Origin of the sequence: Mesorhizobium sp. B3-1-8 (genome assembly GCF_006439495.1) — a bacterium.
Classification (GTDB): domain Bacteria; phylum Pseudomonadota; class Alphaproteobacteria; order Rhizobiales; family Rhizobiaceae; genus Mesorhizobium.
Window position 1 is genome coordinate 18,242 of sequence record NZ_VFTK01000055.1, and the last position, 12,475, is coordinate 30,716.

At 58.4% G+C, this 12,475-nt stretch carries 14 protein-coding genes; 6 read left to right on the plus strand and 8 right to left on the minus strand.

Annotation, left to right across the window (positions count from 1 at the left end; all coding sequences use genetic code 11):
• Positions 1-340: 340 nt before the first annotated feature.
• Complete coding sequence (locus FJ424_RS31420) at positions 341-625, plus strand: hypothetical protein (RefSeq protein ID WP_140659597.1); 285 nt, start codon at positions 341-343, stop codon at positions 623-625.
• Positions 626-984: 359 nt separating this feature from the next.
• On the opposite strand, the gene FJ424_RS31425 is transcribed toward FJ424_RS31420, so the two are convergent.
• On the minus strand, positions 985-1,425 hold the full coding sequence (locus tag FJ424_RS31425; protein ID WP_140659596.1) for a MucR family transcriptional regulator: 441 nt from the start codon (positions 1,423-1,425) through the stop codon (positions 985-987).
• 170 nt (positions 1,426-1,595) lie between these two features.
• Between FJ424_RS31425 and FJ424_RS34195 the strand changes: the two genes are divergently transcribed.
• On the plus strand, positions 1,596-2,135 hold the full coding sequence (locus FJ424_RS34195; protein ID WP_246677402.1) for a hypothetical protein: 540 nt from the start codon (positions 1,596-1,598) through the stop codon (positions 2,133-2,135).
• Between the two features lie 95 nt (positions 2,136-2,230).
• Here FJ424_RS34195 and FJ424_RS31440 read toward each other — a convergent pair whose 3' ends face one another.
• The 4 genes from FJ424_RS31440 to FJ424_RS31455 all read right to left on the minus strand — a co-directional run bounded on the left by FJ424_RS31440 (position 2,231) and on the right by FJ424_RS31455 (position 6,119).
• Entirely contained in the window at positions 2,231-3,304 is a 1,074-nt protein-coding gene (locus tag FJ424_RS31440; protein WP_140659595.1) for a hypothetical protein, read from the minus strand.
• A 107-nt stretch (positions 3,305-3,411) separates the two neighbouring features.
• A complete protein-coding gene (locus tag FJ424_RS31445) occupies positions 3,412-3,879 on the minus strand; it encodes a hypothetical protein (RefSeq protein WP_140659594.1) in 468 nt (155 codons plus the stop codon).
• A 524-nt stretch (positions 3,880-4,403) separates the two neighbouring features.
• Positions 4,404-5,399, minus strand: coding sequence for a hypothetical protein (locus FJ424_RS31450; RefSeq protein WP_140659593.1), 996 nt, complete (start codon positions 5,397-5,399; stop codon positions 4,404-4,406).
• A gap of 3 nt (positions 5,400-5,402) precedes the next feature.
• Complete coding sequence (locus tag FJ424_RS31455; RefSeq protein WP_140659592.1) at positions 5,403-6,119, minus strand: DUF1353 domain-containing protein; 717 nt, start codon at positions 6,117-6,119, stop codon at positions 5,403-5,405.
• Positions 6,120-6,626: 507 nt separating this feature from the next.
• Between FJ424_RS31455 and FJ424_RS31460 the strand changes: the two genes are divergently transcribed.
• Both FJ424_RS31460 and FJ424_RS31465 read left to right on the plus strand, forming a co-directional pair.
• Positions 6,627-7,328 carry a hypothetical protein gene (locus FJ424_RS31460; protein ID WP_140659591.1) on the plus strand — a complete coding sequence of 234 codons (702 nt, stop codon included), beginning with the start codon at positions 6,627-6,629 and terminating at the stop codon, positions 7,326-7,328.
• A gap of 286 nt (positions 7,329-7,614) precedes the next feature.
• Positions 7,615-9,564, plus strand: coding sequence for a ParB/RepB/Spo0J family partition protein (locus FJ424_RS31465; RefSeq protein WP_140659590.1), 1,950 nt, complete (start codon positions 7,615-7,617; stop codon positions 9,562-9,564).
• A 182-nt stretch (positions 9,565-9,746) separates the two neighbouring features.
• On the opposite strand, the gene FJ424_RS31470 is transcribed toward FJ424_RS31465, so the two are convergent.
• The 3 genes from FJ424_RS31470 to FJ424_RS31480 are packed head-to-tail and all read right to left on the minus strand — an operon-like array spanning position 9,747 to position 11,319.
• On the minus strand, positions 9,747-10,166 hold the full coding sequence (locus tag FJ424_RS31470) for a hypothetical protein (RefSeq protein WP_140659589.1): 420 nt from the start codon (positions 10,164-10,166) through the stop codon (positions 9,747-9,749).
• A gap of 5 nt (positions 10,167-10,171) precedes the next feature.
• The gene (locus FJ424_RS31475) at positions 10,172-10,573 is read right to left on the minus strand and encodes a hypothetical protein (RefSeq protein ID WP_140659588.1); all 402 of its coding nucleotides are present in this window, start codon (positions 10,571-10,573) and stop codon (positions 10,172-10,174) included.
• Between the two features lie 29 nt (positions 10,574-10,602).
• Positions 10,603-11,319, minus strand: coding sequence for a hypothetical protein (locus FJ424_RS31480; protein WP_140659587.1), 717 nt, complete (start codon positions 11,317-11,319; stop codon positions 10,603-10,605).
• Positions 11,320-11,528: 209 nt separating this feature from the next.
• On the opposite strand from FJ424_RS31480, the gene FJ424_RS31485 reads away from it, so the two are divergent.
• Both FJ424_RS31485 and FJ424_RS31490 read left to right on the plus strand, forming a co-directional pair.
• Entirely contained in the window at positions 11,529-12,221 is a 693-nt protein-coding gene (locus FJ424_RS31485; RefSeq protein ID WP_246677403.1) for a recombinase family protein, read from the plus strand.
• On the plus strand, positions 12,221-12,436 hold the full coding sequence (locus FJ424_RS31490; protein ID WP_140659586.1) for a hypothetical protein: 216 nt from the start codon (positions 12,221-12,223) through the stop codon (positions 12,434-12,436). Before FJ424_RS31485 ends, FJ424_RS31490 begins: the two co-directional genes overlap by 1 nt.
• The last annotated feature ends 39 nt before the right edge of the window (positions 12,437-12,475 follow it).

Below are 12,475 nucleotides of genomic sequence, written 5' to 3' on the forward strand. Positions count from 1 at the left end.
GTCGCCACCAAACAAGGGCCGCATCCGCGGCCCTTGTTTGTTTTGATGAAATTGTTTTATGTTCTTGTCGCAAACTCTATCGGTGGGGAATATGATGGCAGAACATATTGTCTATGAACGCAATAGCACCGTTATCCGCTATCAGAGAAAAAGAAGCACGGCTCCGTCAAAAAACTGACCAAGATTACCATCATCGCGGCGCACTCAAGGGGTTGCTATGGGAACTCGACGGTCGGACGGTGAGGAAGTTCGGAGCATCCAGGAACTTGGAAAGTTCCGTCGGTATTGGGGGAAAAGCCCTGATTACCCTGAGGAAAACTTTGGCAACGACCACATCCACATGCCAGTCGACGTTGTCTACGAATGGGCGGACGGTCGATCGAGAATGGAGTTTTCCTCTATCCTGCGGGTGATTGTCGGCAGTGGCCCCCGCGATGGTGACGTTGATATCGATGATACCGCAAAGGTGAGGATTGAGGACTTCCACCTTGGCTTCAAGGCCGCATTTCAAAAGTACAAATACGACAAAACAACCAAAAACCTCGTCGTAAGTGCAAGCTCGCCCAAAATGGGGGGGGCGTACAAGGTGACGATTAGTCCGTCGCTGCAAAATCCCGAGGATTGATCGACTTCCAGCTGAGATACATGGGGTACTCCAGCAAGCCCCGACGACCGTGCAACCCGGGCAGCAGAGTAGTCCTACTGGATGTTCATACTTCGGGAGTCGCTTCCGTTCAGCTTCGTGAAAACTGCAAGCCATAAACGATAGTCACGTTCGCGCCCATCAAAGTGCGCGTTCAACGCGCAATGGGCCGCGGCAGTGATTGCGTCCGCGCCATAGACTTCGAGGGCAGCATTTGCCGCCTCATTGAGGCCGGCAAAGTCCCAAAGGTTCGGACTGGCCTGCTCGAGGGATCTGGCGTGGACACGATCGTTTCCGTTTCCCCCCATGCCTAGGCCTCCATTTGGCTCGCTGACCTACACTCAGGCTTTCGCCTTGCGTTTTGCGGCTGGCTTTCTGGCCGCCACAGGCTTCCGTCCCAAACCCAGCGATTTCGCGAGCGCCGAGCGCGTGGCCGAATAGTTCGGGGCAACCATAGGGTAATCTTTAGCCAAGCCCCACTTCGTGCGGTATTCATCGGGCGTCATGCCGTGTCTCGTTGCCAGATGGCGCTTGAGCGACTTGTATTTCTGACCGTCTTCAAGGCTGATGATATAGTCCGGGAACACGGATCTCTTGGGATTGACTGCCGGCTTGGGGGCGGGCGCCTCTGCCGGAGCCGCCTGGCCAATATTAGACAACGCCGAATTTACGCTCGCGATCAAGTCGGGCAGTCCAGACACTGGCACCGCATTCTTCTGGACGTAGGCGGAAACGATATCCGCAGTAAGTTCAATAAGGTTATTGTTGGCTTCTTTGGACATCATTTTGCTCCTAGCCCCCAGGCAAGCTCATATCCCCCAATCCTCTGATGTGCAACTAACGCGGTGACCGGCAGCACAAAGACAGCACCTTCCCAAAGGGGAGCGCGGGTGCACGGCCTGGTTGCAAATCCACTGCGTTATGATAGGGCTTATGCGGAGAGGCTCTTGAAATGAAACGGATGCGAGAAAAGGACATTCCGGCGTTCGTGCAGGAGGTGGCCGCAACCGGCTGCGACATCTGCGCCGTTAGCCCCGGTCACTACGTTATGGGCGATGCCGATGTTCCGCGGGGCAGGCGCAGAGGGCTGTACAAGAAGCTCGAGGAAATCGACGCTCGTTACGGCAACCGCGATCACCTGCGGGACAAGATCGCGTCGCACCTGACCTCGATTGGCCGCTATGTCGACGCGCCTCCGCCAGAAGCAGAAGCTTGGGCGCAATTTCCCACCTCTGAACGCAAGATTGAAGATGAGCCGCCCGACCTGGCCGCCGTCACAGCCTACGACGTGGCGCATATCGCAACCTTCGCCGCCTTGCTGGTCGCGGAAGCGCAGGCTGCCGATTGGAGACACGTGGCGCGAGTTATCCTAAACATCGACCCTCAGCGCGAACCCGAACGGGCGCGTCGGATCTGGGCATCGCACTTGGCGCGAGCGCGATGGCTGGCGACGCGCGGCTGCGCGGAGCTGCGTAGCGATTTGTTGCAGTAGGCCCATCGGCCAACGGCAAGAAGCCGGCGATATACGACGGCAGGCAAGCGCAAATGCAAACGCTCGCGCGCCCTAAAACGACGCTGACGATGGATTCAGTATTGATATGTCAGCTGCAACTGGAGCTTTTTCCGTTTTTCCCGGGTGTCCTTATCGGTCCCGTCATCATAGGTTAGGGCTACTGCCGTAGTGCCGACAGCTCCCGATGCGCTGGCTGGGCTGTCGGGGCAGAGCCGCGTCGCATAGTTCTTCTTCCCGCTAATGTTATAGTCGACTTCGCCGTGCAGGTTATGCAAATCGTTCCCAGAGACGGCGTCCCAAAAGTACTGATACTGTGCATTGAAGCCGATGCGCCCGCACAAGGCAGCGCCAACTTCGGGCATATTTTGGAAAAGGACGCCATTCAGGGAAATAGTACCGCCCAAGAGCGCGGTATTGGTGTCATCCTTGTAAGAGGTCTCGCCAGCTTTCGCCACGCGAAACACATCCGCCTCGGCGATGGCACGCCAGTACATGCTGACCAGACTCTGACCGTTGTTGCGGGTTCCACCAAGACTCCATCCAGGCCTGTAGGGCTCCCACAGGGCTGTGACGCCGTAGATTTGAGCTTCACCGCGAAAATCGGTCTGATAGTAGGGTGAGATTCCGAGCGTTTGTAGTTTGAAGACACCGCCACCCTCAATTTCGAACTGGTTGTCGAGGCCGACCTGGAGTGCACTTTTTTCGCCGGCTTTTCTGGGTGAACCTATCGTCCCGGATCCGTAGACATAGGGACCTGCTGCGTAGCGCGATAATTGCAGCGGAACGTCAACCTGGCTTAGCGATGGGTCACTGTTAACTTCCGCGTGGAAGCTATAAGGCGCCGAAGGTACATAGCTCACGAACCCTTGGATGGCCAATGATTGAGTGTCTTTAAGATAGTCGTTTGACCACGTGACCGATGCGCCCTTCGCATCCACTGAAGCTTGTGGATACAAATAGTATAGCGCATTCAGCTTGTCCTTGCGGACATAAACCTGCTGCCTGGGTTTCTTTGCGAGCTCGGCGGGATTGATTTCGGGATAGTCGTCTGCCGCGGTCTTTGACGACTGGCTCTGCGTTTTGAGAAGTCCGTTCACACGAGCAAGCTCGGCCTTCAGCCGGAGGTTTTCGGCTTTCAAACGGTTCAACTCGGACTGGCTGCTGCTCCCGGCTGAAGATGCTGCATATGCGAATCCGAGGAGTGGGCCGCTAAACATAAAAGCGCCGACGGTACAAGTAACCTTCGCCAGTTGACTTAGCTGTCGCCAGCTTTCCTTGCTTGATGCAGTCCCCATAAAATTACCCCCACCAGTTGCTTTATCGTGACAACATTCGCTATGTCTTCGGCAGTGAGGCTAAGACCTCGCTGGCGGAAAGGTTTGAGGTTATCGAGGTCCTCAAATCCTGAAACAAAAAATGCCGGCCCACCCCTGTAAAGATCGGCGACCTTTTGGTCGCCGCTCAATTTGTCGTCCGGCGCAAGGCCGAAAAAAGGATGGAGAGCGTCAAGAATTTGGCTTACTGTCAATGGCGGCAGAGCGTGTAGAGCGAAGCTTACGTCGCTCAGTGAGAAGTTGGCAGATCGCGCTGCTATTGCTGACGCGAGGCGGTCGACGGCCCCCGCGTGAATCTTGATAGCCTCGGCCGTGCTAAGAACGGACTTTTTGGTGGGACGTTTTGTGACGTTGCGATCAACGCCTGTTGGCTTACTTGGCCGCGCCATTCGAGTCATCCCCTCCCACAGCCTTAGGATCAATAATCCTTGGCACCCAGGAGAGTCATATTTCAAGAAAAGTGTTCTTGCAAGTATCAACCACCTTACCGCCTGGTCAAAGCTTTGATACTTGATTATCGAATATAGCCGAAACGGGGATAAATCGGCTTGAGATTTGCGTCCCGCGATTGATCTTGCTGTTCAGATCCATTTGGCTAGCCAAAGGCAAGCACCGCGAATTAGCTCTGGGCAAATCTGTTCAATTCCGGATTCTCGTCGTGGGCGGGCGGCATTCGGCCAGATGCCGATTGCCATACGGCGCCCTTCGCCGGGGGCTGTCGGTCCCGCATCCCGCCTGGCGGCGGCGCTATGCTGATGCTCCTACGGCCGCCCTGTTGAACCGGTCTCAGGGCCACGAACTTTCTCCAGCACCGAACTGGCTTGGTCCCGCTGGCGGGCATTTCGGTGCTTCCGCCTTGTACGCCCTTGTTTGCCGCGGTTGGGAGAGAGGCGCGCGGCCTCCCTCAAATCTGCTACAGGTCAAACGCGGTCGTTTGTCGAATCAAGGCCACGACCTCGATGGAAACCGGCTTCAATGAGCGCTCCATCTTTAGAAATTGGCGCCGACGGTCATCCGGCGGAAACTGGCTTAGCCAAGCGAGCGTGCGATCCGCTACGACCGCTACAATCTCGTCTTTCGACCCGTGGCTTGCCGAAAAGGTTCTGGAGTCAACGAAAATCTCGTCGCGCAGAATCAAGCCATGCGAAACGGACCGCCAAGGTTCAAAAGCAACTTGTCGTATATGATCACGAGTGAACTGATCACTCCGGCCCGAGCCGAGTAGTTGTGGGATGATGAGTTGGCGCACCTCTCCTGGCGAAAGTGAATAGGCGTCATTGCTGTCCCCAGGCTTAGGGCAAATTGGAACGAACAGCCGAAAGCGATCGTCTCGTTCGCCCAACCAAAGGTCGGCATCGGTCCAGCCTGCCCAGTTGTGGGCATCACGAGCCAGAAAGGACAAACCATGGATCAGATTGTTTGAATAGATCGGGTGCAGCCCGCTGAATTCATCTCCCCAATCCAGGGGAGATTCCTCCTCCAATATGTAATTGGTTAGCGCTCGAGCGGTGGAGAACATCTTGGAAGCAAGGAAGGATGAGAGGACCTGATCACGTATCGCAACGGCGCGAGAGCCGTCGTCTCGGATCGCGGCCGCGGCCATCAGCCTAATCCCAGATATGATCTCGTTTTGGACGAGTGGAATCATCTGGTGAACGATGTCATGCATGGTCTGCCATGCGTCCGTTGACACCCGCGACGGCCAGCCGCCAACCGCGAGATATCCGTTCAAAACGTCTATGCGCTTCAAAATTTTAGGCGGCCACACCAAAACGACGGGGAGCTGTGTGGCAATGTGCGCCTCACTCCATCGGCCGTAAGGGATGAGGCTGTCATTCAGCGCAGAAACGTCAGGTGTATACAGGTCTTCGAATTGGACCCGGACGGGAGATGGAAGCGCGTCGGCCATGGTTTAGGGTTCCGCCGACGGCGCCAAGGCACCCACTGACACATTGCGTGGAGCTTCTTTATCGTCGGTGATAAAGTACACGGCGCCGTCGATCGCAGCCTCGAGGTCCCGCAAAGGCGGGTTATCGCGATCAATCACCTCGACGAGCCTATCCACGTTGAGGATAATGTCGGAGTTCGTATTGCCAGAGGATCCGCTTCCGCCCCATTCGCGAGCGGATTTTCGGTCACGCTCAATGGTGTCACTGACCGCAAGTACCAAAGGGTCGTGCCTAAGGCAGAACAGTAAGTCCTCTCCCAGAGCAGTTGGTACCGCGGGCCGGCCGAGAGTCACGTTCTCTACAACTGTTTCGCTCCAACGAGGCCCGGCGAAATAGACCGCCGCATACATCACCTTGGCTCGGCGCACTGAGACACCCGACACCAGCATCGCGCGGTAGAACATCAAATGAACCGATCGCCAATCCGCGCTACGAGCATCGCAATAGTAGTCGTGCACCACGGACGCGTCGCGATACTTCCCTTCAAATGGCCCGCCGAGTAGCGACCAAAGCGGCTTAGGTATCGATGCTCCATCAACTATCGTGCGAGGAGGGACACGCCAGTGCAGTCCATCGGCTTCCTCAAAGCCGAATTTCTTGACCACCCTCATCCTGCGGCCATCGGCCAACGGCTGCAAGATCAGTTGGCCAGTATATCGGCCAAGCTCATGGCCAGACATAGCCCCCTCCCATCTGAACCCAAGCGACACATCCACTATGGTGTATAAGCCAAAATGCGGCAACTGATGTTGCTTCGCGTGGAATCCTTATTGGAGGGCGCTTTGTCATACGGCGCCCTTCGGGACGGTCGGCCCCGCATCCCGCCTGGCGGCGGCGCTATGCTGATGCTCCTTCGGCCACCCTGTTGAACCGGTCTCAGGGCCACGAACTTTCTCCAGCACCGAACTGACTTGGTCCCGCTGGCGGGCATTTCGGTGCTTCCGCTTTGTACACTCTTTTTCTTTGCGGCCGCCGGCATGGCACGGCTGCACCGATCCGCGACGTGTCTAAAGCTATCCCGAGCATTAGCACCTTTGCTCCCTATATTTAGGCTTGCAGAGATTGACCTCGCCAAGGTGGTGCCGGGGTTTCCGGAAATGCTTGAGCCATGGTAGCTGGGGACCGGTCAGATCAGCGTGGTAGTGGAAATGTCACTGCGGGCGAGGATCGATAACGAGGAGCGGTAAATGCCAGATCTTGATACGAGCTTGGGAGCTCTTCAGAAGGTGACGGACTCCATGCGAAGCCTGCCGTTTTGGCTTTTGGCGGCGCTGGCTACTGTGTCCTTCGCACTTTGGAAATTTCCCGACCAACCTGTACCGACGCCTTCAGTATTGCGCGACTGGTTACCTGTCTCAGCTTTCACATTTGGATTTGCTGCTCTTTGCAAGCTCGTAAGTGACGGTGCATCGATATGGCTCGGGCGACGACGACACATTTTGGCTCGAGCGAAAATGACGCTCGATAAAGTCTATCATCCGTTGGCTGTCCTCTTCATGGACCGGCACCCGGTCACGGCGGCGACCAGCATCCCCTTCCACCTCAGAAAACGAAAGGCCTGGCGGATACTGACCTATAGCAGGCCGCGGCTCAATGTCGTGGCGGCTTGGAGAACACTTATGGACGATAAGCGAACCAGGTCTGGTGAGATTCAATTCGGTCGCGACTATCCTCACGACGAGATCTTCTCAATTGTGCGCAGCAACATAACTGTAGTGGATGAGAAACTTCAAAATTTAGTGACGCGCGCGGACAGATCGCGCTACGAGCAGTGGGGCGATAGAGCGCTTTTGACGGACGAAGAAATGGAACTCCTCGACCATATCTTCGATGAGCGAAAAAAGCTGTTAAAAATGACCCGTTGGGTATCGTCGAAGTCAGAGCAATAAGCTTCCGCGTTTAGGCAAGAGATGTCGAGCCGTTTGCTGGCACTGCTATCAATGATGGCGTGGCGACATACTTAGCGCTGGACAGGAGAGAGGCGCGCGGCCCTCTCTCCCCGCAAGCCTCGCCGGCGGCTTCCCCCATCTTCCTGCGCTTCGCTCCGTGCAGACCGGGGATACCCCTCCGCCGCCGAGGCTTGCCCCCACGCTCCCCGCTGCTCGCCGCGAGGCAGGGGTTCAGGGAGGCCTGAACCCTTCAGGTCAATCCCTGAAACCAACAAGGAGCAAGACCATGAATACGAATGAAATCACCATCCCGCTCGGCAAGCTGGTGCCGGGCAAGGCCAACGTCCGCCGCGTCAATTCCGAGGCGGGCAGGAGGGAACTGGCCGCCAGCATCGAGGCCCACGGCCTTATCCACAACCTTGTGACCCGCAAGGCCCCGAAGGGAGCCAAGTTCGAGGTCGTCGCCGGAGGGCGGCGTCTGGGGGCGCTGCGTTTGCTGCTGGAGGAAGGTCGCACCGTACAGGGCACCGCCGTGACCAAGGACTATCCGGTCAGGGCTGTTTTGCGGGAGGAAGGCAGCGACACAGAGATTTCGCTGGCGGAGAACGACCAGCGGGAGCCGATGCATCCTGTGGACGAGGTCATTGCCTATCGCGACCTTGTGGAGCAGGGCATGGCGGCTGAGGACATCGCCGCCCGCTTTGGCAAGTCGGTTGTTACCGTGCGCCAGCGTGTGAAACTCGCCAATCTCTCGCCACGCATCCTTGATGTCATGCGCGCCGGGGAACTCACGCTTGAGCAGGCCAAGGCCCTTGCTGTCACCGATGACCATAGCGCGCAGGAGGCGGCTTGGTTCGAGCAGGATGGATGGAGCCGCAACCCGGCCAATCTTCGTTCCTTCCTGACCAGCGCCCACGTGCGCGGCAACGACCGGCTGGCTCGCTTTGTCGGCATCGAAGCCTATGAAGATGCGGGAGGTGGACTATTGCGCGACCTGTTCGCCGAGGACGGCCTGACGTTCCTGATAGACCGGCCCTTGCTGGTGAAGCTCGCCAGTGAGCGACTTGACGCGGCGGCCGACACGTTGCGTCCGCTGGGCTGGAAATGGGCGGAAATCAGCCTCGACACCACGTTCATCCACGGCGGCGGGTTCGGGCGCATTCACGCGGTGCGACGCGACCCGACCGAGGCGGAGCAAGCCGAACTGGCGGCGCTGGGGTTGGAATACGATGAACTGGCGGAAGCTCTTGACGCCTATCCCGCGGGCAACCCGCAAATCGAGGCCGATGAAGTGAAGTTGCAGGCGCTGGAAAGCCGCATCGAGGCCATCCAGAAGGCGGCAGAAGCCTTTGACGCGCAGGAAATGGCGCTGGCCGGTTGTGTCGTGGGTATCTCCCATGGCGGCACGTTGCAGGTCATGCCGGGACTGGTGAAGGCCGAAGACCGCAAGGCTCTTGCGGTATTGCAGCGCGGCAATGTGGATGAAGAAGGCAACGGGGACGGCGATGTGGCCGCCCACGAGGAAGAAGTTGAAGACACAGCCGCTGGCCTATCGGCAGCGCTGACCGAGGAACTGACCGCCATCCGCACGGCAGCGCTCCGTGTCGAGCTCTCGAACCGCCCAGACGTGGCGTTGGTTGGCATCCTGCATGCGTTGGTAAGCCGGGTCTTCTATGACTACCATGCCCGCATCGAGCCGGCGGTAGAGGTCACCGGCCAACGTCGCAACCTCGCGCCCTCGATTAAGGAGCCGGACGCCTGCCGTGCTTTGATCGGATGGAACGAGGTTATGGAAGGCTGGGCGGAGCGTATCCCCGGAAACCCCGCCGACCTCTGGCCGTGGCTGGTTGCGCAGCCACAGGAGGTGCAGCTTGACCTCTTGGCAGTGGTGACGGCTGCCAATCTGAACGCGGTGGTCGCCCGCCATGAAAGCAGCAAGGAGCGCATAGCCCATGCCGACCTGATGGCTGAGGCGGTCGGGCTCAACATGGGTCTGTGGTGGACACCGGAAGCGGCGTTCCTCTCGCGGCTGTCGAAAGCGGACATTGCCGATGTGATGCTCGAGGCCGGGTGTGCCGAAGATGCGGCAAAAGCGGTCGAACGCGGCCCAAAACCGGAGGGCGTCTTGGAGGCTGAGAAGGAACTGGACGGCAAGGCTTGGCTTCCCGCAGCACTGCGGATGCCGGTCAGTCCGACCGGTGGAAATCCCGCCGAGGCGGCGCTCGCCGCCGAATAGAGGTCGGACACTTGGCCCGGGGCAGCGATGCCCCGGGTTTTTTGCGTCCGGATGACCTCAGACCGGTGTTAACCGGCTGAGGCCAGGCGAGGGCGCCCCTGACCCGCCCCTCGCGCTCCCAGCCCGCCCAACGGGTTGTTGACCAAGACGCGCCCACAGCTAGCCAGCAGTTGCAATCTTGCTCAGTTTTCAGGCGGAGTCTGGCGCCCGCAGATCGTTACGATTGCGGCGCTTCCCCAGGCCGCGCGAGGAACAAATGTGATTGCGTAATCGCGACTGGCTGTCGTCGGACCGAACCAGAAGTGCGGCGACGTGCTTTTCCACTCCGGCAGGTCCATTGCCGGTGTCCGTTCTTCATCGGCAGCCGGCGTTGGCAGGCCGTCGCGGCCGATAGTGATCATGGAAATGCCGATATAGCTCCCGGCCTTGAAGTGGCCGACAAACTCAACGGCGTCCCCAATGTAGCGGTAGCAGCCGTCGCGCTGGTCGAGCTTGAATCTCTGTGTCGGAGTGGGCTGGGGTTGCTCGTCCTGAGCCATTGTCGGGGCGGACAGAATAACTATCGCCCCGGCAACACACACGAACGCGCGCATGAAGGTCATAACGCCTACCGCTTGTCCAACGTGGCGTTGTAGAAATCGCCCTCGAAGCCCTTGCCGTCGGCCTGGGCCTTGATCCAATCACAATCCATATTCTGACCGAAGCAAAAGACCGCGCCGTAGCTCGGCCAGTTGTACGGCCGGGCGATGTCGCGCGGCCGGTCGCCCTGATTGTAGCTCGTAAGGTCGTATTTGTAGTTCTTGGCGTCCAGCCGCGCCCTGATCGTATCGATCATGTTGGAGAACCAACCCTCCTTGTTGTGTAGGATGAGGATCGGGCTCGGATTGGTCTTCGCGGTCACCTGATCAACGAAACCAACAATGTCCTTGGCGGCGCTCGGAAAGGCGAGCACCGAAAGGCTGGCGGCGAGCGCCGCGACCCGAATCCGGGCGCACGAAATCATATTCACGATCTTCCTCCGTTGTTGTGGAATGCAATCTAGAGCTTGGGCGCGGTGGCGTGGGAGTCGCGCATCTGCTTGGCGCGGTCCTCGACGGACTTCTGAAACTGCTCGATCTGGTCGGTGTCGGCCCTCCAGCCTGCATCATCGACGAGGGCGTAGGTCACCTCCTGCACATAATCGCCGTTGGTTTTGATACCGATGAGCATCTGCTTGTCACCGGCATTGCTTTTGACAAGCCGGCCATGGTCCCAGAACCACACCAAGCCCGATTGGCGATCGGCGCTCGGAGGACCGTATTTCTGGAGGATCGCCGAGCGAAGCGTTGCCAGCAGCGGACCCCTGCCTCCTTTGTAGGTGACGAAGCGCCGGACATCCCTTGAGCGCTGGCCTGTCAGCGGCGAGGAAAATTCCACTCGGAAACTTTGGCTGACCGAGACGTCTTCTGGGCCGGACCAGATCACGTCACTGAAGTAGCGGTTAGGCCCGGAGGCGACGATCTCGACAGTATAGTACTCCTCGTCCAGCAGAAAACGGCCCGATGGGTTCTCGTTGGAAAAGTTCTGTCCGGCCAGGATTTTACGGATGTCCTCGACCGTCTGGCCGAGACCTATTCCGAGGAAGTCGGCCGCTTTGCCATTGGGCGCGAACAGCTCGGACGGCACGTTGACGACCGGCACCGCAACATCAAGGGAAAGCTTTTCCTGGGCGAAAGCTGGCGTGGCGGCCAGTGCTAATGTCAGTGCAAGCGACAAGATCCAGGACTGTTTGGCCGGGTGAGGCCGCGGAGTCGGTTTGGCCACGGCGAAGGGCAGGGCTGCGCTGCGTCTCAATTGTGCACCTGTAGGAAGGAGGCTGGAGAGACGGCAGGTTTAGGCAGAAATCACGAGATTTGAGATAGAACATAAGCATTCGCTAATTAACTTGGCATTGGCTTTTTTGCACAAAGTTTAGGCAAACGGTCGTGACCGATATCGGAAACACCTACAAAAATAACAGGGCAGGGGATGTTGCAAATCTCGTGAGTTTTGAAACAGCCGGGAGGCGCGTGTGGATGAAATATGGGTATGCACGCGTCTCGACCGACGGCCAAGACCTTGGTGACCAGCTCGACCGGCTGAAGGCTGCGGGTTGCGAATGTATCTATCACGAAAAGATTAGCGGCAAGGACGCGCAGCGCCCAAGGCTACAAGCTATGCTGCGCCAACTTCGGACAGGCGACCAGGTGCTGGCGATCGCCACCGACCGTGTCGCCCGTAATCCCCTTGACCTACTCACCGTCCTGCGCGTCATCCAGAGCAGGGGCGCTGGCCTGCGGCTGCTGGACGAGCCGTTTATCGACACGACCTCAGAGATGGCTGATCTCATCATGTTCGTCGTCGGCTGGGCCGCGCACTGGCAGCGCCACAACATTCTGCGATGCACGGCGATCGGCCGCGAGCGGGCAATGGCCCGCGGCGTCAAGTTCGGCCGCAAGCCGAAGCTGACGCAGTATCAGCGGCAAACGATTGCCATTAGGTCTGCCGCCGGGGTGTCGATTCCCCAGTTGGCGGTCGATTTCAATGTCAGCGAAAGCACCATACGCCGGGCGACCCGCGTCTCTGGCGCGTCCTGCCGGATGCTTCATAATGCGGTAAGGATCGACGGGGGAGGGTAATGGAAGACATCATTGCACGGGTTCGCCGCACCTCGAAACTTGGCCTGCTAGGAGAAGTCTTGGCTGCGGAGGCTCTTGTCCGAAACGGGTTTCAGGGCGTTCGCAATCTGAACGACGACGTGCATAACCAGCCGTTTGCAGACCTCCTCGCCGAGAAGGACGGCATCCGTTACTTCATCGGTAAGCGGTGTTTTGGGGCCACCTTTCGGGAGTGATCGCGATCTGTGAGGTTGCCGATCCTGTAGTGGGATCGG